The organism is Pseudomonas sp. So3.2b, assembly GCF_019464415.1.
Classification (GTDB): domain Bacteria; phylum Pseudomonadota; class Gammaproteobacteria; order Pseudomonadales; family Pseudomonadaceae; genus Aquipseudomonas; species Aquipseudomonas shahriarae.
The window spans coordinates 990,822-1,014,735 of the sequence record NZ_CP080494.1 but is presented as its reverse complement, the minus strand read 5'-3'; the positions used below and the strand labels follow the sequence as shown (position 1 = coordinate 1,014,735).

Annotated in this window: 11 protein-coding genes, 2 tRNA genes and 3 rRNA genes; 3 read left to right on the top strand and 13 right to left on the bottom strand. The window is 59.8% G+C overall.

The window, feature by feature from the left end; all coding sequences use genetic code 11:
• Positions 1 to 55: 55 nt before the first annotated feature.
• From K1X80_RS04390 to K1X80_RS04330, 13 genes are all read right to left on the bottom strand, one after another.
• Complete coding sequence (locus K1X80_RS04390) at positions 56 to 571, bottom strand: OmpA family protein (protein WP_057960630.1); 516 nt, start codon at positions 569 to 571, stop codon at positions 56 to 58.
• Positions 552 to 1,820, bottom strand: coding sequence for a diguanylate cyclase domain-containing protein (locus tag K1X80_RS04385; protein ID WP_057960631.1), 1,269 nt, complete (start codon positions 1,818 to 1,820; stop codon positions 552 to 554). The genes K1X80_RS04390 and K1X80_RS04385 overlap by 20 nt, the downstream gene beginning before the upstream one ends.
• Complete coding sequence (locus K1X80_RS04380) at positions 1,817 to 2,389, bottom strand: YfiR family protein (RefSeq protein WP_057960632.1); 573 nt, start codon at positions 2,387 to 2,389, stop codon at positions 1,817 to 1,819. Before K1X80_RS04380 ends, K1X80_RS04385 begins: the two co-directional genes overlap by 4 nt.
• Positions 2,390 to 2,528: 139 nt before the next feature.
• Positions 2,529 to 4,577, bottom strand: a complete 2,049-nt coding sequence (gene recD / locus K1X80_RS04375) for an exodeoxyribonuclease V subunit alpha (RefSeq protein WP_057960633.1) — start codon at positions 4,575 to 4,577, stop codon at positions 2,529 to 2,531.
• Entirely contained in the window at positions 4,574 to 8,251 is a 3,678-nt protein-coding gene (gene recB / locus K1X80_RS04370) for an exodeoxyribonuclease V subunit beta (protein WP_220172682.1), read from the bottom strand. The genes recD and recB overlap by 4 nt, the downstream gene beginning before the upstream one ends.
• The gene (gene recC, locus K1X80_RS04365; RefSeq protein WP_057960635.1) at positions 8,248 to 11,697 is read right to left on the bottom strand and encodes an exodeoxyribonuclease V subunit gamma; all 3,450 of its coding nucleotides are present in this window, start codon (positions 11,695 to 11,697) and stop codon (positions 8,248 to 8,250) included. Before recC ends, recB begins: the two co-directional genes overlap by 4 nt.
• 155 nt (positions 11,698 to 11,852) lie before the next feature.
• A 5S ribosomal RNA gene (gene rrf, locus K1X80_RS04360) occupies positions 11,853 to 11,968 on the bottom strand.
• 172 nt (positions 11,969 to 12,140) lie between these two features.
• A 23S ribosomal RNA gene (locus K1X80_RS04355) occupies positions 12,141 to 15,034 on the bottom strand.
• Between the two features lie 248 nt (positions 15,035 to 15,282).
• Positions 15,283 to 15,358, bottom strand: a tRNA-Ala gene (locus tag K1X80_RS04350).
• Positions 15,359 to 15,388: 30 nt separating this feature from the next.
• Positions 15,389 to 15,465 (bottom strand) — tRNA-Ile (locus K1X80_RS04345).
• Positions 15,466 to 15,546: 81 nt separating this feature from the next.
• Positions 15,547 to 17,083, bottom strand: a 16S ribosomal RNA gene (locus K1X80_RS04340).
• Together the 16S, 23S and 5S rRNA genes with 2 tRNA genes alongside form the textbook arrangement of a ribosomal RNA operon.
• A 629-nt stretch (positions 17,084 to 17,712) precedes the next feature.
• Positions 17,713 to 19,206, bottom strand: coding sequence for a CoA-acylating methylmalonate-semialdehyde dehydrogenase (locus tag K1X80_RS04335; protein ID WP_220172681.1), 1,494 nt, complete (start codon positions 19,204 to 19,206; stop codon positions 17,713 to 17,715).
• A gap of 74 nt (positions 19,207 to 19,280) precedes the next feature.
• A complete protein-coding gene (locus K1X80_RS04330) occupies positions 19,281 to 20,630 on the bottom strand; it encodes an aspartate aminotransferase family protein (protein WP_220172680.1) in 1,350 nt (449 codons plus the stop codon).
• 125 nt (positions 20,631 to 20,755) lie between these two features.
• Between K1X80_RS04330 and K1X80_RS04325 the strand changes: the two genes are divergently transcribed.
• The 3 genes from K1X80_RS04325 (at position 20,756) to K1X80_RS04315 (ending at position 23,904) form a co-directional block, all read left to right on the top strand.
• Complete coding sequence (locus K1X80_RS04325) at positions 20,756 to 21,676, top strand: LysR family transcriptional regulator (protein WP_057437664.1); 921 nt, start codon at positions 20,756 to 20,758, stop codon at positions 21,674 to 21,676.
• An 86-nt stretch (positions 21,677 to 21,762) separates the two neighbouring features.
• Complete coding sequence (locus K1X80_RS04320) at positions 21,763 to 23,157, top strand: uracil-xanthine permease family protein (protein ID WP_057958251.1); 1,395 nt, start codon at positions 21,763 to 21,765, stop codon at positions 23,155 to 23,157.
• A gap of 87 nt (positions 23,158 to 23,244) precedes the next feature.
• Positions 23,245 to 23,904, top strand: coding sequence for a TetR/AcrR family transcriptional regulator (locus K1X80_RS04315; RefSeq protein WP_057437660.1), 660 nt, complete (start codon positions 23,245 to 23,247; stop codon positions 23,902 to 23,904).
• The last annotated feature ends 10 nt before the right edge of the window (positions 23,905 to 23,914 follow it).

The following is a 23,914-nucleotide window of genomic DNA, read 5'->3' as shown; positions in this document are numbered from 1 at the left end:
GGGCTTGCCCGCTCCCAAAGTTGAGCGTGTTTGAAATTCAGACCGGCCTGTCGGCTCAGTCGGCGATCACTACAATCGACACCCGGCGATTCTCGGTACGGCCCGCAGAAGTGCTGTTGGAGGCCACCGGCTCGCTGCTGCCCAGGCCTCGCAGTTGCACGTTTTCTTCCTTCATACCCACGTCCACCAAGACCTTGCCCACGCTTTTCGCCCGGCGCAGGGACAGTTGCTGGTTGTAGGCTTCCTTGCCCGAGGCATCGGTGTGGCCGTCTACGCGCACGCGTTCGATGCCCACGCCGGTGAGGGCCTTGCCGATGCGTTCGACGATCTCGGTGCTGGGCGTGTTGAGTTTTTCGACGTCGCTGCCAAACAGCACTTTGCCCGACAGGCCAAACGCCCAACCTTCGTCGGTCAGTTCGAAGCCTTGTTGTTTGAGCACCGCCACTTGCACCGGGGTCAGGCCTTTGGGGGGGGGAGTCTGGCAGCCACTCAGGGCCAGTAGCGCAATAAACAAGGTGATAAACAGAACGCGTGTGTTAGCAAACAAGGGATCAACTCCTGTGTTGAACATTGGCAGCGGGGTGCTCCGACTCCGCCGTGTGCTGGCCGCCCTGGGAAAGGCGTTTGGCCTGGTACATCGCCACATCGGCGGCATTGAGCAAGGCGCCGGGAGTGGCACCATGATCGGGATATACCGCGATACCGATACTGAGTGAGGTCAACACTTCGGTGTTGCCCGGCAGCGGGATGGGCTGGTCCATGCTGGCGATGATTTTGTCGGCGATGCGCTGGGCATCTTCGAGCTTGTGCAGGGGCGAGAGCAGGATGGCGAACTCGTCACCGCCCAGGCGGGCCACCAGGTCGCTCTCGCGCAGTTGCGCCCGCACGCGCGCGGCGACCGCAACCAGGACGGCGTCACCGGCGGCATGCCCGAAATTGTCGTTGATGTCTTTGAAGCGGTCACTGTCGAGGAACAGCACCGCCACTCGCTCGTTGAGCTTGGCCGCGCTGCGCAAGGCGCGAATCAGGCGGCCCTCAAAGAAGGCGCGGTTGGGCAGCCCGGTCAGGCTGTCATGGCTGGCCTGGTGGGCAAGGGTTTCGTTTTCGCTTTGCAGGTGGGTTTGCCAGGCTTCCAGCTCGTCAAGCAGGGCATTGAAGTCGTTGCCCAGGCTGTCGAGCTCGGCGATCTGCGCCGGCGGCACACGGCGGTCGAAGGCCCGCTCGCTGCGCGCAGCGTGGGCGACGTCGGCCAGGCTGTGCAGGGGGCCGATAATGCCGCGCAACATGCGCCGTGCCAGGTAAATCGCGACCCAGCCACTGATAGCGGTACAGATGATGATCCCCGCCAGGCCACTGAGCAAAAAGCGCAACAGGCTACCGCCGTGGCCACTCAACTCGACGGTGCCAATTTTCTGGCCTTGATGCAGGATCGGCTGGCTGATGGGCTCTTCCAGCAGCGTGTGGGCCAACTCCAGCTCGATCCTGGACAGCACCCCCGTTTCCGGACGCACCCAATGGGCCAGGGTGTTGCCGTTGAGGTCCAGCACCCGGGCTTCAGCGACTTCTTCAGTGGAGGCAATCAGCGCCAGGGCTTCGGTGGCCGCCACGCGGTCCTTGAACACCACTGCGGCTCCTACGGTGTAGTTGATCGAGCGGGCGATCAGGTGCAGGTTGTGGTCGGCATATACCCGTAGGGCCAGCACCCCCAGCAGGGTCAGGGAGACGCTGGCCATGGCTACGGCCACCAGCGCCACACTCAGGTGCCCGCGACCAAGGACCGAACGTAATGTAGGGCGGGTTTTGGCGTTACGCAGCTTCATGGCTCCGGCGCCCGACGACGGGATAACTGCAGGACGCTGGGATGGATGCGCACACCGCTGCGGGCGACGGAGTCGAGGTTGACCTCGAACGAGACTTGCTCATCAGTGACCCGCAGGCAAAACAGGCTTCCCACAGTGCATTGATCGCCGCCTTCGCTGATGCTCAGCACCGGATGGCCAGTCAACGCGGTGAACAGGCGGCCACGCTCGTCAGGAGTGAGCTTGCCGATGTACAGCGCGTCGCACGCATTGACGATATTGGGGTTGTCCGCCAGCAAGCGCTGGACCACCACCGGCCGGCCGGTGGCCTGGGTGGTACCCTTGACCAGGTCGTCGGTGTATTGGGTCGGGCCAACGATGCACAACCGCAGTTGTGCGGGCTCCACCGGCCAACGGGCGTAGCTGAGAATCCCCAGTACCACCTGGGTGACGGCCTGGGCCCGCTGGTCGGCTGCACTGGCTGTGGGCGCCTGGGCAAAAGCCAGAGGCGTGACGAGACACAAAACGGCCGATAGCAGCAATCGTCTCCAGCTCCAACTACGCTCTGCGGGCGAGACAGCCACGTTCATGCAGCGATTCTCTATGATCTTCTCGGGATAATGCCGCAACGATAGCATATTGGCGGAAACCCCATCGAGACGGGCTCTAGGTAGATTCTGCCATTCATCACGAAAAACCCGACATATCGGTCAGGTTTTTCCCACATTCTCACGCACCCAACTCCAACATCAGCCCGCTCAACCGTTTTACCTTGCGCCGCACCGCCTCTTCGAAAACCCCGCCACGGGTCTCGATCAAGCTGAAGCGATCCTTGGCGCGGGTGATGCCGGTGTAGATCAGCTCCTTGGTCAGTACCGGGTTCAGTGCATCCGGCAAGATCAAGGCCGTGTGGGCAAACTCCGAGCCCTGGGACTTGTGCACGGTCATGGCGTAGACGGTTTCCACATCATTGAGGCGGCTGGGCAGCACAAAGCGCACTCCGCCCTGGCCATCGTTGCGCGGGAAGGCCACGCGCAGCACCTGCGGCCCACCGTCGCTTTCGGGCAGCTTCAAGGCGATACCAATGTCACCGTTCATCAAGCCCAGGCCATAGTCGTTGCGGGTCATCAGCACCGGGCGGCCTTCGTACCATTGCTGGTCGCTGTCGATCAGCCGGGCCTTGAGCAGCGCCGCGGTGATGCGCTGGTTGAGGCCTTCCACGCCCCAAGGGCCCTTGCGCACCGCGCACAGCAACTGGAAGGCATCGAAGGCTTGCAACAACTGGCGCGCCCAGTCGGTCCAGCGCGAGTCGTCGCGGGGTGTCTCGGCTGCCGGGCGCGTGGTGCGCAACAGGTTCAGGTAGTAGCGATAGCCCTGGGCATCGCTGCCCTGCCCGTCCAGCACCAGGCGCTCCAGGGCGCGGTCATGCTCGCCCTTGAGGTGCAGGCAAAACAGGTCGTGGCTGCCGGCGTCCAGCAGTTGGCGAGCCTGCTCGGGGTTTTGCTGGTTGACCCAGCGCGCCAGTTGGCCGATGCCGCTGCCTTCGCCGAAACGCCGGGAATAACGCAGCATGACCACTTGTTGCGCCAGCGGATGACTGGCCTCGAGATCCTCCAGCAGGCCGCTGCCCGCCAGGGTCTCGCCACTGACGTTTTCCAGCCATTGGCGGGTGTCGGGGCTGTACCAACCCGCTTCGGCATCGCGGCACAAATCGCCGAGCACCGCGCCGGCTTCCACCGAGGCCAATTGGTCCTTGTCCCCCAACAGTACCAGGCGCGCATGGGGCGGCAAGGCATCCAGCAGGTTGGCCATCATTTCCAGGTCGATCATCGAGGCTTCATCCACCACCAGCACATCCAGCGGCAACAGGTTGCCCGCGTGATGGCGGAAATGCCGGGTGCCGGGGCGGCTACCCAACAGGCGGTGCACGGTGGTGACCTCGGTGGGGATTTTTTCGCGCACAGCGTCGGGCACTTGCAGCGAGCGTACTTGCTGGCTGATGGATTCGGTCAAGCGTGCCGCCGCCTTGCCGGTAGGCGCCGCCAGGCGGATGCGCAAGGCCGTGCCCTGCTCCACTGCGGGTGCCTGCAGCAAGGCCAACAGGCGCACCACCGTGGTGGTCTTGCCGGTGCCGGGGCCGCCGGTGACGATGCTGAACGCACCGCGCGTGGCCAGGGCACAGGCGAGTTTCTGCCAATCGACCACGCCGTCCGGGGGCGGTTGGTCGAACAGGCCATTCAAGCGCTGGGGCAGGTCGGCCGAGACCGCTTCCTGCACGGCAAGACGCTGACGCAAGGCGCTGTCGATGCGTCGCTCATAGGTCCAGTAACGCCGCAGATACAGGCGCTTGCCCGACAATACCAATGGCCGGCTTTGCGCCGCCGCACTGCCATCGACGGCCAGCGCCACCAGCGGGCTTGCGGCCAGGGCATGGCACCAATGGGCGCCGTCCAGGCCCTCGAGCAATTGCGAGGGCAGCAGCATCACGCCACTTGAAAGATCCCCTTCTGGGGGCAGCGACAGAGCGAAATCCGGGGCCTTCAGGGTTTCGAACAGGTCCAGGCACACATGGCCGTGGCCCAGTTGGTGACTGGTCAGGGCGGCGGCCAGCAGCACCAGGGGATCGGCCTGTGGATCCAGTTCGTGGAGAAAGCCGACGAACGCCTTGTCCAGCGCCCGCAGCCAGCCGCGCTCGACCCAGCGCTCCAGCAGGTGCATCAGGTCGTCAGCGCGATCCAGCGGTGCCAGTGCCTCCAGCGGCATTGTCGAGAGGCTCATAGCAGGACTCCTTGTTCCCAGGCCGGTTCGACCTTGGGCGGTTGCGGCTTGCCCTGGAACAGCAGGTCCAGGCGTTCGATCAGCTCCCGTGGCGGCCGGGTGAAATACGCGCCCTGGCTCACGGCTTGGCTACCGCGCAGGAACAGATAGAGCGCGCCGCCCACATGCCGGTCGTAATCGTAATCCGGCAGGCGCGCCTTGAGTTGGCGATGCAGGGCCAGCAGGTAGAGGACATATTGCAGGTCGTAGCGATGGTCGAGAATCGACTGTTCCATGGCCTCACGGGTGTAGGCCGCGTCGTCGGCGCCGAGCCAGTTGGATTTGTAGTCAGCCACGTAGTAGCGGCCGTCATGTTCGAAGGTCAGGTCGATAAAGCCCTTGAACATGCCATTGAGCAACACCGGCTCGGCGGCGACCCGCGACACGCCGTCATGGGTGTATTGGCAGACCAGTTGGTCGAGGGCGAGCACATCGACTTTGTGGCTGGCGAACCAGAACTCCATTTCAATCTGATAGTGCTGCGGGTCGCTCAGGGTCACAGATGCCTGCCCATGGCCCAGGCCCAACGGCAGTTGCAACAGGTGCCCGAGCCAGCCGCTGAGGGTGCCGATCCAGCCTTCCCAGCCACGTCGGTTGCAGCGCCGGGCAACGGCATCTTCGATGGCTTCGGCCGTTACGTTGAAGCCTTCGTTACCGGCCCACTCCAGCAGGCCGTGGAGAAAGGTCCCGGGGTTGGGGCCCCGTGGGAAACGGTGAATATCCCCGCCAGACGCGGCGACTTCGCGCGGTGCATCCGGGTCCAGGCGTTCGTCGTCGAACAGCTTCTGTGCCTGGGGGCTTTCCGGGGCTTCCAGGCTGGCGGCGCTCATGCTTTCGCCGATGCGCAGGGCGCTGTAGGACGCGATCCACCAGTTTTCCGCGGCCTTGCGCTTGGGCAGCAGCGGCGCGAGCAAGGTCGCGTCATTGCGCGGTGGTTGGTAGGTACTGGTGTCAGCTTCCGGCATTTGCCCGTAGGCAATCGCCGCGCAGCCGTCCTGCAAATCCATCAGCCAGCGGGCCAGGGCTGCGGACTCACCCAGGGCCGCGCCGCCGCCCAGCAGATAGCCCAGGGCTGACAGGTGCAACACCGAACTGTTGTTATTGCCGCGTTTGAGGTCGGCCACGCCCAGCCAACAGGCATGCTTGGCCCGAGTCAGCGCCACATAGAACAGACGCAGGTCTTCGGCCAGGCGCTCGTCATCAGCCTGGGCGATCAGTTCGACGGTGGGTTTCAGGCTGACCTGGGACTTGCCGTTGGCATCGTGGTAATGCAGCGGCAGGCGGCTGCCGTCGACCGGCTTGGCCGAGCAGATAAACGGCAGGAAGACCAGGTCGTATTCCAGGCCCTTGGACTTGTGGATAGTCACCACTTTGACCAGTTGCTCATCGCTTTCCAGGCGCAGGATCTGCTCTTCGCCGGCCTGGCCCGAGAGCGCTAGGTGCTCCGCAAGATGGCGGATCAGCGCTTGTTCGCCGTCCAGCTCTGCGGCGGCCTGTTGCAGCAACTCGCACAGGTGCAGCAGGTTCGTCAGCACCCGTTCGCCATCGCTGCGGGCAATCAGGGTTTGCGGCAACTTGAAGTCATGCAGCAGACGCCGCAGCATCGGCAGCACGCCCTGGGTGCGCCAGATCACGCGGTAATCGCGGAACTGCATGACTCGCTGCTCCCAGACCAGTTCGTCCTGGTTCAGTTGTTCCAGCTCGGGCAGCGACAGGTTGAGGGTGACGCAGGCCAGGGCCGCGCGCAGCGGGCGCTCGACATCCGGTTCGGCACAGGCTTTGAGCCAGGCGAGCAGGTCATGGGCTTCCTGGGAGGCGAATACCGAGTCCTTATCGGACAGGTACACGCTGCGCACACCCCGCGCGGCCAGCTCACCGCGTACGGCCTGGGCTTCCTTGCCGTCACGCACAAGGATGGCGATGTTCGACGGTTGCACGGGAGTGAAGTCTGCCCCCTTGATAAACCCTGCCGTGCCCTGCTGACCGCCATTGAGCAACGCGACAATCTGGCTGGCGCACGCGCCTGCCAATTGCTGGCGATACCGCACATTGGAGACCGGCTGGTCGGTGGGCAGGTGCCAGATATTCAGGGCTGGCAGTATGTGGCCATCGACCTGCAACTGCTCCTTGCGACCCTGGGACGACACTGGCTGGAAAGGCACCGGGTTGTCGCCGTCGGGCGTACGAAACAGAAACGCCCCACGCCCGGACTCCGCACGCTCGAACACGTGGTTGACCGCCTCGACCATCGCATGACTGGAGCGAAAGTTGGTGCCCAGGGTATGCAAGCGCCCGGCGGTGGCCTGGCGGGCGCGCAGGTAGGTGTAGATATCGGCGCCGCGAAACGCATAAATCGCCTGCTTGGGGTCGCCGATCAGGAACAGGCCGCTGCGCGGGCTGTTGTCTTCGATGCGGTAGATGCTTTCGAAGATCCGGTACTGCACCGGGTCGGTGTCCTGGAATTCGTCGATCAGGGCCACCGGGAACTGCTCGCGGATTACGCTTGCCAGACGTTCGCCACCCTCGGTTTGCAGGGCGGCGTCGAGGCGGATGAGCATGTCGTCAAAACCCATCTCGGCACGCCGGCGTTTCTCTTCTTCAAAGCGTTTGCCGACCCAGGCCGCCGCGTGTTGCAACACTGCAGCATCGGGCGTGGGCAAGGCGTCGAGGCTGGCTTTGAGGCCCGCCATGGCATCCAGGCCGGGGTGACGGGGGGCGTCGCCCTTCCAGGCTTCGGCCATACCCTCGGGGGTCAGGCGGGTGAAGCCGGTGCCGATGTCCAGTTGTTCCAGGGTTTCGTCAGCGGCCCAGGCGCTGATTTTCTCGAACCAGGGCTCGAAATAACGGGCCTGCATCTTGCGGCCGTCCACAGCCTTGGCGGCGACAGCTTGCAGGCAGATCTCGCGCAACTCGGCGGCCCATTGCTGCCAGGGGGCCTTGAGCGCCACCAGGGCCTCGCGGCGCTCGTGCAAGCAGGCCTCGATCAACTCGGCGGGCTCACGGGGTTCATCACCGGGGCGCTCGCTACCGAACAACGCGCGCACTCGGGGCATCAGCGCCGCAGGGCCACCCCAGTTGCTGCGGACCCAGTTCAGGGCATCGCCGTGCATCGGGTAGCAGAACAGCCGCCAGTAGTCGCGCAACACTTCGCCAAGCAAGTCGCTGTGGTCGGTTTCCAGGGTCTGGGTAAACAGGCTGCCACTGTCGAAAGCGTGCTCGCGCAGCATGCGCTGGCACCAACTGTGGATGGTCGAGACGGCGGCCTCGTCCATCCATTGCGCGGCGATGTCGAGGCGGTTGGCGCAACCCTGCCACTGCTCGGCGCTGTACTGATCACGCAGCTCGGCGATCAGGGCATCGGGCTGTTCGATTTCGTCACGAAAGAAACGCGCCGCTTGTGCCAGGCGGGTGCGGATGCGTTCACGCAGCTCTTTGGTGGCGGCATCGGTGAAGGTCACCACGAGGATTTGCGGCGGCAGCAATTCGCGGCCAAAACCCGCCTCATCGCCACCGTGGCCCAGAACCAGGCGCAGGTATAACGCGGAGATGGTGAAGGTCTTGCCGGTACCGGCGCTGGCTTCGATCAGTTGGCTGCCACGCAGGGGGAAGGCCAGGGCCAGGGGTTTGGTGCTCATGAGCGGGCCTCCTCGCTGGTCAGTGATCGCCAGGGGGCGGTGATGAGTGGGCGGTACAGGGTTTCGCACCAGCCTTCGAAATCTTCACTGGCGACCAGGGCCGCGTAGTCGGGGAATTGCCGGGTGAGGGCCGGGCTTTCGCGGCGCTCGCCATCGCTGGTGATGCCATCGCCTTCGTAGGCTTTAAGGGCGGCGGTCTGGGCTTTGTCCGGGTCAGTCTGGCCGAGCCAGGCGAAGGCGGTCTTCACCGCGATCGGTAGTGGTTCGCTCATGCCGGCCCGCCAGGCCAGGAGCAGGTTGCCAAGCACATCCTGGGCAAGGTTTTGCTCCAGTGGCGCCAGTAGGAGCGTGTCATCACTCGCCACCAGGCCGGTGCTCAAGGGCAGGCCACAGGCGCAGGCCACCAGGTGGTTGACCCATGGGCGGATCAGGCGATGCCACTTGCGGGTCTTGATCGAGCCGATGCTGTTGGGGATGGTGGTCACGCTGAGCAAGCCGCCATCTCTGCGCCGGTGCAAGCCGCTGACCCAGCCGTCGAGTTGAATACCCTGGTGCGCGAAGCTGACGGGCTCCGCCGTATTGTGTGGCGTGGGCCAGAGTGCCAGGAGTTGCTGGTAGCGTTGCAGCAAGTCAGGCAAGGGTTCGATCAGCTCGTTGCGCAGGCATTCGCCGAAACCGACCATGGGCAGCAGGCCACTGCCTTGAAGACGTTGCGCTTGGGCCTGCAGGGCTTGTTCGAGATGATCCGGGTCGGTCAGCGCGGCGGCGAGCAGGCTGTCGCTCAAGGTGTAGCGCTGCAAGGCGTCGAGGACGAAGGGTTCTTCATCGGCCAGGGGCACTTCAGCGGCTTCGAAAAATACTTTGAGGCGCTGGCTGAAGAAATGCCTGACAGGGTTACGCAAAAAGTCCTGCAACTGACCCAGGCTCAGGGGTTCTTCCTGGATGTGGGGTGCCAGACCGGTCGTTTCGAGGGGCTGGTCTTGAACTTCGTGTAACAGTTGCCATTCGCGGGCGTAGCTGAACAGTGGATCGCCCTCGTGGAAGTAACGCGCACTGAAGGGTTGCAATGGGTGCTCCTGGGTCATCGCCTCCAGCAACGGTTGCTCCTGGGCATGCTGCCAGCCGCTGGCGAGGTGATCGCGCAGTTGGCCGATCAGCACGGACGCCGGGCGCTCGCTGTTATCGCGGATGCTGCGGCCGACCCAACTGATGTAGAGCTGGTCGCGCGCCGAGAGCAGGGCTTCGAGCAGCAGGTATCGGTCGTCTTCACGCCGGGAGCGGTCGCCGGGGCGGTAGTCGCTGCCCATCAGGTCGAAATCCAGCGGCGGTTGCGCGCGGGGATAGTCGCCGTCGTTCATGCCCAGCAGGCACACCAGCTTGAAGGGGATGGCCCGCATCGGCATCAGGGTGCAGAAGTTCACGGCACCGGCGAGAAAGCGCTGGGACAAGCGGCCCTGATCGAGACCGGCGAGCCAGGCCTCACGCACGACAGTCAGCGGTAATTCGTCGTACAGGCCGACGGACTCGCAGGTCTCCAGCCAGTCTTCCCGCAGTTGCTCCAACTGACCCAGCAGATAGTCATCGTGTTCATTGCTGGGCAGGAAGAAGCGCTGCATCAAGTCTTGCAGGCGTGTGCCCCAGGCTTGCGGGGTCGCGGGCTGTGACAGGGCTTGGTGGGCATCGTGCAATGCGTCAAGCAGGGCGACCAAGGGCCCGATCAGCGCCGCGTCGAGGCCGCCGATTTCGTCATAGGGCTCAATGCCGGCGCAGGCTGCGCCACTGCCGACGGCGTAGCCCAGCAGCATGCGGCGCAGGCCGAATCTCCAGCTGTTCTGCTCCAGCGCACTGGGCAGGCCCAGGCCTGCGCGCTGTTCAGCATCGAGCCCCCAACGGATGCCTGCGCCTTCTATCCAACGGTGCAGCGTGGGCAGGTCGCGCTCCTGGATGGCGAAGCGTTCGCGCAAGGCGGGAACGTCCAGCAAGTCGAGGATTTCGCTGACCGGGAAACGGCTGTCCGGGAGTTTCAGCAGGTGTTCGACGGCGATCAACAGCGGGTCGCGGCCCCGTTGGCCCTGGTCCGTCAGGGTGAAGGGGATGAAACGTGGGTCTTTCTTGTCCAACTGGCCGAACACCGCACGGATATGCGGTGCATAGCTGTCAACGTCCGGGACCATGACGATAACGTCGCGGGGGCGCAACGTCGGGTCCGCGCTGAAGCGTTGGAGCAGTTGGTCGTGAAGGATTTCCACTTCGCGCTGGGCGCTGTGGGCGATGTGGAAGCGGATCGAGGTGTCGTGCTGCAGATCGACGGCCGGCCAGCGCTCGCGGGTTTCCGGGAGCGGGCGCAGTTCGAGGATATCGTCCTGTAGCTGGTTGAGAACGGTGGTCGGCTCGCTGTCGCTGAACAGGTCGATGCGCCCGTCACGGAAGGCCGACCGGTAGCTGTTGGGATCGTCGTAGCTGTCCAGCAGGTTGATGTAGTCGCGACCTTGCTTGCCCCAGGCGGCCAGCAAGGGGTGGGCGTGCTGGTGCAAAGTTTGCGGGTCGATGGTGACAGGCATCCCGGTCTTGCGCGCCTGGCGTTTGTATTCGTTTCGCAGGAGGTCTTTGTCGGCGACGATGTCGGACCAATGGTGACGGCAAGGGTTGTGCACGCAGAGCAACACCTGGCTGAAACGGGCCAGGCCGGCCAGGGCTTCAAGGGCCTGGGCGGGCAAGGAAGAAATGCCAAACACGATGACGCGGGACGGCAGGCCTTGGGGGGCGGTGTCCAGGTTATTAATGCGTTCGATAAAACGCTGGTGAACCCCGGCACGGCTTTGCGCCATGCCTTCCTCACCCACGTCCAGCAGCAACGCGCGCCATAACTCGGCCTGCCAGCAGTTGGCCGGGCTCAAGGGCTTGGCTTCGCCTCGGCCATTGCGCAACTGGTGGCGGCCAGCGGCCCAGTCTTCCAGCCAGTCGGCACGGTACACCTGATATTGATCGAACAGGTCGGCCAGGCGCTCCGCCAGTTGGTAGCGTTTACGCAGGTCAGTGTCATGGGTGAGGAAGCGTTGCAGGGGCTCGAAGTGCGGCTGGTCGATCAGCTCGGGCAACAGGCGCATCAGGCGCCACGTCAGTGGGGCTTTATCCAGCAAGGATTTGGCCGGGATTTCATCGCGGCCCAGGACCATGCGATAGAGCTGCCACATAAAGCTGCCGGGCAGTTGCACGTCGATTGCCGCGGCTATGCCGCACCCTCCCAGATCGTCCTCTTCCGGGTCTTCAGCAAGGGCCAGCTTGAGCCATTGGGCGATGCCGTTGCTTTGCACCAGAGCGATTTCGTTTTCCAGGGGAGCCAATGGATAACGACGCATCCAACTGACGACCAGGCTGCGCAGTTCATCCAGGCGATTGCCGTGGACGACCATAAATCCAGCACTGAGGGACGTTGCATCCGGCATAACGGCTTCCTTGGGAAAAGCAAAATCGAGGGAGCGACTTTAGCATTGAAGGGCGTTACAGGCGGAGTTGGACTGCGCGCCAAATCGCCTCAGCGCTTTTCGCCCGCCCAAAACAAAACCCCAACTGCTTTCGCAATTGGGGTTTCGGAATTTAATCTTGACGATGACCTACTCTCACATGGGGAAACCCCACACTACCATCGGCGATGCATCGTTTCACTACTGAGTTCGGGATGGGATCAGGTGGTTCCAATGCTCTATGGTCGTCAAGAAATTCGGGTACTGAGTCGTGACCAGATGGTCTCGCTTCAGCAAATTGGGTATGTGATAGCTTTCGGTGTTTTGTGAGATTCGAACTTTCGGTTCATTTCGTCTTCACACACCGCAATCTGATGCTTTTGCTTGTTTCCAAGTCAAGAGTAGTCAAATTGCTTGGGTGTTATATGGTCAAGCCTCACGGGCAATTAGTATTGGTTAGCTCAACGCCTCACAGCGCTTACACACCCAACCTATCAACGTCGTAGTCTTCGACGGCCCTTCAGGGAACTCAAGGTTCCAGTGAGATCTCATCTTGAGGCTAGTTTCCCGCTTAGATGCTTTCAGCGGTTATCTATTCCGAACATAGCTACCCGGCAATGCCACTGGCGTGACAACCGGAACACCAGAGGTTCGTCCACTCCGGTCCTCTCGTACTAGGAGCAGCCCCTCTCAAATCTCAAACGTCCACGGCAGATAGGGACCGAACTGTCTCACGACGTTCTAAACCCAGCTCGCGTACCACTTTAAATGGCGAACAGCCATACCCTTGGGACCGGCTTCAGCCCCAGGATGTGATGAGCCGACATCGAGGTGCCAAACACCGCCGTCGATATGAACTCTTGGGCGGTATCAGCCTGTTATCCCCGGAGTACCTTTTATCCGTTGAGCGATGGCCCTTCCATACAGAACCACCGGATCACTAAGACCTACTTTCGTACCTGCTCGACGTGTCTGTCTCGCAGTCAAGCGCGCTTTTGCCTTTATACTCTACGACCGATTTCCGACCGGTCTGAGCGCACCTTCGTACTCCTCCGTTACTCTTTAGGAGGAGACCGCCCCAGTCAAACTACCCACCATACACTGTCCTCGATCCGGATAACGGACCTGAGTTAGAACCTCAAAGTTGCCAGGGTGGTATTTCAAGGTTGGCTCCACGCGAACTGGCGTCCACGCTTCAAAGCCTCCCACCTATCCTACACAAGCAAATTCAAAGTCCAGTGCAAAGCTATAGTAAAGGTTCACGGGGTCTTTCCGTCTAGCCGCGGATACACTGCATCTTCACAGCGATTTCAATTTCACTGAGTCTCGGGTGGAGACAGCGCCGCCATCGTTACGCCATTCGTGCAGGTCGGAACTTACCCGACAAGGAATTTCGCTACCTTAGGACCGTTATAGTTACGGCCGCCGTTTACCGGGGCTTCGATCAAGAGCTTCGCGTTAGCTAACCCCATCAATTAACCTTCCGGCACCGGGCAGGCGTCACACCCTATACGTCCACTTTCGTGTTTGCAGAGTGCTGTGTTTTTAATAAACAGTCGCAGCGGCCTGGTATCTTCGACCGGCATGAGCTTACGGAGCAAGTCCTTCACCCTCACCGGCGCACCTTCTCCCGAAGTTACGGTGCCATTTTGCCTAGTTCCTTCACCCGAGTTCTCTCAAGCGCCTTGGTATTCTCTACCCAACCACCTGTGTCGGTTTGGGGTACGGTTCCTGGTTACCTGAAGCTTAGAAGCTTTTCTTGGAAGCATGGCATCAACCACTTCGTCATCTAAAAGATGACTCGTCATCAGCTCTCGGCCTTAGAATCCCGGATTTACCTAAGATTCCAGCCTACCACCTTAAACTTGGACAACCAACGCCAAGCTGGCCTAGCCTTCTCCGTCCCTCCATCGCAATAACCAGAAGTACAGGAATATTAACCTGTTTTCCATCGACTACGCTTTTCAGCCTCGCCTTAGGGACCGACTAACCCTGCGTCGATTAACGTTGCGCAGGAAACCTTGGTCTTTCGGCGTGGGTGTTTTTCACACCCATTGTCGTTACTCATGTCAGCATTCGCACTTCTGATACCTCCAGCAAGCTTCTCAACTCACCTTCACAGGCTTACAGAACGCTCCTCTACCGCATCATCCGAAGATGATACCCGTAGCTTCGGTGTATGGTTTGAGCCCCGTTACATCTTCCGCGCAGGCCGACTCGACTAGTGAGCTATTACGCTTTCTTTAAAGGGTGGCTGCTTCTAAGCCAACCTCCTAGCTGTCTAAGCCTTCCCACATCGTTTCCCACTTAACCATAACTTTGGGACCTTAGCTGACGGTCTGGGTTGTTTCCCTTTTCACGACGGACGTTAGCACCCGCCGTGTGTCTCCCATGCTCGGCACTTGTAGGTATTCGGAGTTTGCATCGGTTTGGTAAGTCGGGATGACCCCCTAGCCGAAACAGTGCTCTACCCCCTACAGTGATACATGAGGCGCTACCTAAATAGCTTTCGAGGAGAACCAGCTATCTCCGAGCTTGATTAGCCTTTCACTCCGATCCACAGGTCATCCGCTAACTTTTCAACGGTAGTCGGTTCGGTCCTCCAGTTAGTGTTACCCAACCTTCAACCTGCCCATGGATAGATCGCCCGGTTTCGGGTCTATTCCCAGCGACTAGACGCCCTATTAAGACTCGCTTTCGCTACGCCTCCCCTATTCGGTTAAGCTCGCCACTGAAAATAAGTCGCTGACCCATTATACAAAAGGTACGCAGTCACCCAACAAAGTGGGCTCCCACTGCTTGTACGCATACGGTTTCAGGATCTATTTCACTCCCCTCTCCGGGGTTCTTTTCGCCTTTCCCTCACGGTACTAGTTCACTATCGGTCAGTCAGTAGTATTTAGCCTTGGAGGATGGTCCCCCCATATTCAGACAAAGTTTCTCGTGCTCCGTCCTACTCGATTTCATGACTAAGAGATTTTCGCGTACAGGGCTATCACCCACTATGGCCGCACTTTCCAGAGCGTTCCGCTAATCTCAAAGCCACTTAAGGGCTAGTCCCCGTTCGCTCGCCACTACTAAGGGAATCTCGGTTGATTTCTTTTCCTCAGGGTACTTAGATGTTTCAGTTCCCCTGGTTCGCCTCTTAAGCCTATGTATTCAGCTTAAGATAACCATCTTATGATGGCTGGGTTCCCCCATTCAGACATCTCCGGATCAAAGTCTGTTTGCCGACTCCCCGAAGCTTTTCGCAGGCTACCACGTCTTTCATCGCCTCTGACTGCCAAGGCATCCACCGTATGCGCTTCTTCACTTGACCATATAACCCCAAGCAATCTGGTTATACTGTGAAGACGACATTCGCCGAAAATTCGATAATACTCAATTTGAGTAACTCACAAATTTTACCTTAGCCTGATCCGTTACCAGTGAAAGTAACGTTCAGTCTATCTTTCTATCACATACCCAAATTTTTAAAGAACGAACTAGTCAAAGACTAGAAATCAACATTCACCATCGCATTGATGGAATGCTCATTTCTAAGCTTTATACAGACAGAAGCAGTAGTGGTGGAGCCAAACGGGATCGAACCGTTGACCTCCTGCGTGCAAGGCAGGCGCTCTCCCAGCTGAGCTATGGCCCCGTATTTCTACAGGCGTTTCCCACACAAAATTGGTGGGTCTGGGCAGATTCGAACTGCCGACCTCACCCTTATCAGGGGTGCGCTCTAACCAACTGAGCTACAGACCCAATTTCGGGCTGCTTCTTTCGTCTTCTTCAATGAATCAAGCAATTCGTGTGGGAACTTATGGAGCAGCTGATGTCGTCGATTAAGGAGGTGATCCAGCCGCAGGTTCCCCTACGGCTACCTTGTTACGACTTCACCCCAGTCATGAATCACACCGTGGTAACCGTCCTCCCGAAGGTTAGACTAGCTACTTCTGGTGCAACCCACTCCCATGGTGTGACGGGCGGTGTGTACAAGGCCCGGGAACGTATTCACCGCGACATTCTGATTCGCGATTACTAGCGATTCCGACTTCACGCAGTCGAGTTGCAGACTGCGATCCGGACTACGATCGGTTTTGTGGGATTAGCTCCACCTCGCGGCTTGGCAACCCTCTGTACCGACCATTGTAGCACGTGTGTAGCCCAGGCCGTAAGGGCCATGATGACTTGACGTCATCCCCACCTTCCTCCGGTTTGTCACCGGCAGTCTCCTTAGAGTGCCCACCATTACGTGCTGGTAACTAAGGACAAGGGTTGCGCTCGTTACGGGACTTAACCCAACATCTCACGACACGAGCTGACGACAGCCATGCAGCACCTGTCTCAATGTTCCCGAAGGCACCAATCTATCTCTAGAAAGTTCATTGGATGTCAAGGCCTGGTAAGGTTCTTCGCGTTGCTTCGAATTAAACCACATGCTCCACCGCTTGTGCGGGCCCCCGTCAATTCATTTGAGTTTTAACCTTGCGGCCGTACTCCCCAGGCGGTCAACTTAATGCGTTAGCTGCGCCACTAAGAGCTCAAGGCTCCCAACGGCTAGTTGACATCGTTTACGGCGTGGACTACCAGGGTATCTAATCCTGTTTGCTCCCCACGCTTTCGCACCTCAGTGTCAGTATCAGTCCAGGTGGTCGCCTTCGCCACTGGTGTTCCTTCCTATATCTACGCATTTCACCGCTACACAGGAAATTCCACCACCCTCTACCATACTCTAGTCAGTCAGTTTTGAATGCAGTTCCCAGGTTGAGCCCGGGGATTTCACATCCAACTTAACTAACCACCTACGCGCGCTTTACGCCCAGTAATTCCGATTAACGCTTGCACCCTCTGTATTACCGCGGCTGCTGGCACAGAGTTAGCCGGTGCTTATTCTGTCGGTAACGTCAAAATTGCAGAGTATTAATCTACAACCCTTCCTCCCAACTTAAAGTGCTTTACAATCCGAAGACCTTCTTCACACACGCGGCATGGCTGGATCAGGCTTTCGCCCATTGTCCAATATTCCCCACTGCTGCCTCCCGTAGGAGTCTGGACCGTGTCTCAGTTCCAGTGTGACTGATCATCCTCTCAGACCAGTTACGGATCGTCGCCTTGGTGAGCCATTACCCCACCAACTAGCTAATCCGACCTAGGCTCATCTGATAGCGCAAGGCCCGAAGGTCCCCTGCTTTCTCCCGTAGGACGTATGCGGTATTAGCGTCCGTTTCCGAACGTTATCCCCCACTACCAGGCAGATTCCTAGGCATTACTCACCCGTCCGCCGCTCTCAAGAGAAGCAAGCTTCTCTCTACCGCTCGACTTGCATGTGTTAGGCCTGCCGCCAGCGTTCAATCTGAGCCATGATCAAACTCTTCAGTTCAAACATCTTTGGGTTTTTAAGAAACCCTAAACTTGGCTCAGCAATCGTTGGTTACATCTTTGATTTCTCGCGGAGTAACTTGTGATGCTGATAATCTTGTTGACTATCAGTCTGACTCCACAAGCACCCACACGAATTGCTTGATTCAGTTGTTAAAGAGCGGTTGGTTAAGATCTTTCGTCTCAACCGAGGCGCGCATTCTACAGCAGCCTCATTTGCTGTCAAGTGATTATTTTCAGAAGTTTTCGAGGATTTCCTCAACAACTTCAACCACTTGCGCTTCCGATCTCTCGTTAGCGGGAGGCGAATTCTACAGCGTTACACGCTGCTGTCAACACCTCTTTTTCTCCGCTTTCGACCGAGAGGATCGAAACGTTAATAGAGCCAAACAACACTGCTCTACCAACTCCTTCTGGGCTTCGATGAACTGAAGCAACTCGCTGTCGAATTCTGCGTAACTCTTTGTTTACCAAGGAGTTTTCCGTTTCGACTGCGCCGGAAGTGGGGCGAATTATAGACTTCCAGAATCTGCCGTCAACCCCTATTTTCACAATTCTGTCATATCGGTCAAAAAAGCCCCGAAAACGCGAAAGCCGGCCCCCAAGGGCCGGCTTTCTATTCATGCAACCTTACAAACTAGGGAACGCGAACTGCGACGCTTCATGGCTGGCACGCTGCGGCCAACGCTGAGTGATCGCCTTGCGACGGGTATAGAACCGCACCCCATCCGGCCCGTAGGCGTGCAAGTCGCCAAACAGCGAACGCTTCCAGCCACCAAAGCTGTGATACGCCACCGGCACCGGCAATGGAACGTTGACCCCCACCATGCCCACTTCAATCTCGTCACAGAACAACCGCGCCGCTTCACCGTCACGGGTAAAGATGCAGGTGCCGTTGCCATATTCATGGTCATTGATCAGTTGCATCGCCGCTTCCAGGCTATTCACCCGGACGATGCACAGCACTGGGCCAAAGATCTCTTCTTTATAGATGCGCATTTCAGGCGTCACGCGATCAAACAGGCAGCCACCGAGGAAGAAACCGTCCTCATGACCACTGACGCTCAGGCCACGCCCATCGACCACCAGCTCAGCACCCGACGACACACCGTCTTCTATATAGCCACTGACCTTGTCCCGCGCCTGCGCAGAAACCAGCGGCCCCATGTCCAGGCCACAGGAAGTACCCGCACCAATTTTCAGCGCCTTGACCTGCGGCACCAGCTTGGCGATCAGAGCATCCGCCACCTGATCACCTACACACACGGCCACCGAGATCGCCATGCAACGCTCGCCGCAGGAACCGTAGGCTGCGCCCATCAAGGCACTGACCGCGTTATCCAGATCCGCATCCGGCATCAGCACCGCGTGGTTCTTCGCCCCGCCCAGCGCCTGTACACGCTTGCCGCGCTTAGTCGCTTCGGAATAGATGTACTCGGCAATCGGCGTCGAACCGACAAAACTCAAGGCCTTGACCTCAGGCGCCTCGATCAGCGCATCCACCGCCCCCTTGTCACCATGCACCACGCTCAGCACGCCTTTGGGCAAACCGGCTTCCTGCAACAACTGGGCAATCAGCAGCGTCGAGCTTGGGTCGCGCTCTGATGGCTTGAGGATGAAGCAGTTACCGCAGACGACGGCCAGCGGATACATCCACAGCGGCACCATGGCCGGGAAGTTGAACGGCGTAATACCTGCCACTACGCCCAACGGCTGGAAATCGGACCAGGCATCAATGTTCGGGCCGACGTTGCGGCTGTATTCGCCCTTGAGGATTTCCGGTGCCGAGCACGCGTACTCGACGTTCTCAATCCCGCGCTTCAGCTCGCCGGCAGCGTCTTCCAGGGTCTTGCCATGCTCTTCGCTGATCAACTGGGAGATGCGCGCTTCGTTCTGCTCCAGCAATTGCTTGAAACGAAACATCACCTGGGCACGCTTGGCCGGTGGTGTGTTGCGCCAGGCCGGGAACGCCGCCTTGGCTGAGTCGATGGCTTGTTGAATGGTTTCACGGCTGGCCAATGGCACCTGGTGAATCACCTGGCCGGTGGACGGGTTGTACACATCGGCACTACGACCGCTGTCGTTGACCAATTCGCCGTTGATCAAATGCTGGATAAGGCTCATGCAAGGCTCCTGAAAAGTTGTCCACAGGCGCGACACGTGTCGCGCCCGACAGTTGTTCTATATAGAAGAAGAAATCAGTCGATCTTGTTCAGCACTTCGCCGACCGCATCGAACAAGCGATCCAGGTCCTGCGGCTTGCTGTTGAAGGTTGGGCCGAACTGCAGGGTGTCGCCGCCAAAGCGCACATAGAACCCCGCCTTCCACAACGCCATGCCCGCCTCGAATGGACGCACGATGGCATCCCCATCACGCGGTGCAATCTGGATCGCACCGGCCAGGCCGTAGTTACGGATGTCGATTACGTTCTTGCTGCCCTTGAGGCCATGCAGCGCATTCTCAAAGTGCGGCGCGACTTCGGCCACGCTCTGCACCAGGTTTTCCTTCTGCAACAGATCCAATGCCGCCAGCCCCGCCGCGCACGCTACCGGGTGCGCCGAGTAGGTATAGCCGTGTGGGAATTCCACCGCATACTCAGGCGTCGCCTGGTTCATGAAGGTCTGATAAATCTCGCTGCTGGCAATCACTGCCCCCATCGGGATCGCACCGTTGGTGAGTTGCTTGGCGATGCACATCAGGTCTGGGGTCACGCCGAAGCTGTCTGCGCCGAACATCGAGCCGGTACGACCAAAGCCGGTAATCACTTCGTCGAACACCAGCAGGATATTGTGCTGATCACAAATTTCACGCAGGCGCTTGAGATAACCCTGTGGCGGCACGAGCACACCAGCGGAGCCCGCCATCGGCTCAACGAACACCGCAGCGATATTCGACGCATCATGCAACTCGATCAGCTTGAGCAACTCGTCAGCCAAGGCAATACCGCCCTGCTCCGGCATACCGCGGGAGAAGGCATTGCTCGCCAGCAGGGTGTGCGGCAGGTGATCGACATCCATCATCGCCTGGCCAAAAATCTTGCGGTTACCGTTGACGCCGCCCAGGCTGGTGCCGGCGATGTTTACCCCGTGATACCCACGGGCACGACCGATCATCTTGGTCTTGGTCGCCTGGCCCTTTAGGCGCCAGTACGCACGCACCATCTTCACCGCCGTATCGGCGCACTCGGAGCCGGAGTCGGTGAAAAACACGTGATTCAGGTTACCTGGGGTCAGGTCGGTAATCTTTTCTGCCAACTGGAAGGACAAAGGATGACCGTATTGGAAGCCCGGCGAGTAGTCCAGGGTGCCCAATTGCTTGGCGACCGCTTCCTGGATTTCCTTGCGCGTGTGCCCTGCGCCGCAGGTCCACAGGCCCGATAACGAATCATAGACCCGGCGCCCCTTGTCATCGATCAACCAACTGCCTTCGGCCCCCACGATCAGGCGCGGGTCGCGCTGGAAATTACGGTTGGCGGTGTAAGGCATCCAGTGGGCATCCAGTTTCAATTGGCTGGCCAGTGTGGATGGGGCGTTTTCGGGCATGTTCATCAGCAAAACCTCGCAGGGCAAAAGGCAGCGTCGGGATTGAAAAGCGTTGTTGCAGCTAAATTGCCACGGAGATAAAGTCTAAGAAATGCAACTCTTCTAACCTTCAGTCAGGCCTTTACTAAACTATGAGCAGCCGCCGACCCGATCCACTGGCACAAGTCAGCGACTTCGATATCCGTTTGCTGCGCATCTTCCGCAGCGTGGTGGAGTGCGGCGGCTTCTCGGCGGCAGAAACCGTGCTGGGCATCGGCCGTTCCGCCATCAGCCAGCAAATGAGCGACCTGGAACAACGCCTGGGCCTGCGCCTGTGCCAACGCGGGCGCGCCGGCTTCTCCCTGACGGAAGAAGGCCGCGAGGTCTACCAATCGGCACTGCAACTATTAAGCGCGCTGGAAAGTTTCCGCACCGAGGTCAACGGCCTGCACCAACACCTGCGCGGCGAACTGACCATCGGCCTGACCGATAACCTGGTGACCCTGCCCCATATGCGCATCACCCATGCATTGGCGCAGTTGAAAGAGCGCGGTCCCGACGTGCAGATCCAGATCCGCATGATCGCCCCCAACGAAGTGGAACAAGGCGTGCTCGACGGGCGCCTGCATGTCGGCGTGGTGCCCCAGGCCAGCGCGCTGTCGGGCCTGGAATACCAACCGCTGTATAGCGAGCGCTCGCTGCTCTACTGCGCGGTGGGTCATCCGCTGTTCTACGCCGAAAACAAACAACTGGACGACCTGCGCATCAATAGCCAGGACGCCATCGCGCCGACCTTCCGCCTGCCCGCCGATATCCAGGCCCACTATCAAGCGCTCAACTGCACCGCCAGCGCTTCCGACCGCGAAGGCATGGCCTTCCTGATCCTCACCGGGCGCTTCATCGGCTACCTGCCCGACCACTACGCCAGCCTATGGGTGCAACAAGGCCGACTACGCGCGCTGAAACCGGCTACACGCTTTTACGATTTAAGCCTGGCTTCGGTCACGCGCAAAGGCCGTCGCCCTCATTTGGTGCTGGAAAGCTTCCTCGAAAGCCTGGCAGCGACCCGCTGATACGGGCCCCATACAAAACCTGAGCAAGTGGACAGCTTTTTGCAAGGCACAGGGACCATGAACCGTCAGCCCTGAGTCCACATGCCATGCCACCAGAATCCTCCAGCGCCAGCGACCTGATCTACGGCCTCAACGACCGCCCCAAACCATTGCCCGCCCTGCTCGCCGCCCTGCAACATGTACTCGCCAGCTTCGTCGGCATTATCACCCCGCCGCTGATCATCGGTTCGACCCTGGGCCTGGCCGCCCACTTGCCCTACTTGATCAGCATGGCGCTGATGGTTTCCGGTGTCGGTACCTTCATCCAGGCCCGTAGGCCATTTGGGATTGGCGCCGGGATGATCTGCCTGCAAGGCACCAGCTTTGCCTTTCTCGGCGCGGTGTTGTCGGCGGGCTTCCTGGTCAAGCAGCGTGGCGGCAGCCCGGAAGACATTCTGGCAATGATCTTCGGCGTGTGTTTTTTCGGCGCGTTGGTGCAGGTCGTGTTGAGCCGGTTTATCGGCCAGTTACGCCGGGTCATCACGCCGCTGGTAACCGGGATTGTCATTACCCTGATTGGCATCAGCCTGATCAAGGTAGGTATCACCGACCTGGGCGGCGGCTTCAATGCGCCGGACTTTGGCGCGCCGACCAACCTGGCCCTGGGCCTGTTCGTGGTGCTGACGATTATCCTGCTCAACCGCTCGAACACGCCGTGGGTACGCCTGAGCGCGATCATCATCGGCCTGCTGCTGGGCAGCGTCGCCGCCTGGTTCAGCGGCAAGCTGGTGCCCCAGCCCCTGCCCGACCTGCCCTTGATCAGCCTGCCGACGCCATTCCATTTTGGTTTCAGTTTCGATTGGAGCGCCTTCCTACCGGTAGCGCTGATTTATCTGATAAGCAGTATCGAAACCGTAGGCGACCTCACTGCCAACTGCATGATCGCCCGCCAGCCCATCAGCGGCCCTTCCTATATAAGCCGGCTCAAGGGCGGCGTGCTCGGAGATGGCGTCAGTTGCATGATCGCTGCCACCTTCAGTGCCTTCCCCAACACCACCTTTGCCCAGAACAACGGGGTGATCCAGTTGACCGGCGTCGCCAGCCGCTATGTGGGCCTGTACATCGGCGTGGTGCTGTTCTGTCTCGGGTTGTTTCCACTGATTGGCGCTGTCTTGCAGCAAATCCCCAAACCCGTGCTGGGCGGCGCGACCCTGGTAATGTTCGGCAGTGTTGCCGCCGCCGGCGTGCGCATCCTGGCCCAGGCCCCGCTGGATCGGCGCAGCATGCTGATCATCGCCACCTCGTTCGGGGTCGGCCTGGGCATCGCGGCGCAACCGAACCTGTTGCACCTGATGCCAACCCTGGTGCAGAACCTGTTCGATTCGGCCATCACCAGCGGCGGGCTGACGGCAATCGTGTTGTGCCTGCTCTTGCCGGAGTCCAAGGCCGCAACACCTGCCGCAAATCCAGCTCTGGAAAGCGATACGCTGGAACCGCTTTGACGCTTTTATCGTATCGGGACTTGTCTGAGGCTTGAGGGTGGGTTATCTGTGCAGCAATCGCATTCATCGATCTGCACGGAAACCTCCATGAGCCTCGAAGTTCCTGCCCACAACAGCCACGCCGGAAAACCCGCCAGCCGCATTCGGCAAAAGAACGAACAAGCGATCATCCAGGCCGCCGAAGACGAATTCGCCCGGCATGGCTACAAAGGCACCAGCATGAACACCATCGCCGCGAGCGCCGGGCTGCCGAAGGCCAACCTGCATTACTACTTCACCAATAAGCTGGGGCTGTATATCGCGGTACTGAGCAATATCCTCGAGCTGTGGGACAGCACCTTCAACACCCTGACCGCCGAGGATGATCCCGCCGAAGCACTGACCCGCTACATCCGCACCAAGATGGAATACTCGCGACGCCAGCCACAGGCCTCGCGGATCTTCGCCATGGAGATCATCAGCGGCGGCGAATGCCTTACCGAATATTTCAGCCAGGACTACCGCACCTGGTTCAGCGGCCGCGCCGCCGTGTTCCAGGCCTGGATAGATGCCGGCAAGATGGACCCTGTCGATCCGGTACACTTGATCTTCCTGCTGTGGGGCAGCACTCAGCATTACGCTGACTTTGCCACCCAGATCTGCCGCGTGACCGGCCGTACCAAGCTGACCAAGCAGGATATGGAAGACGCGGGTAACAACCTTATCCACATTATTCTCAAAGGCTGTGGCATCAAGCCGGCCCTCTGAACGAAGCGAC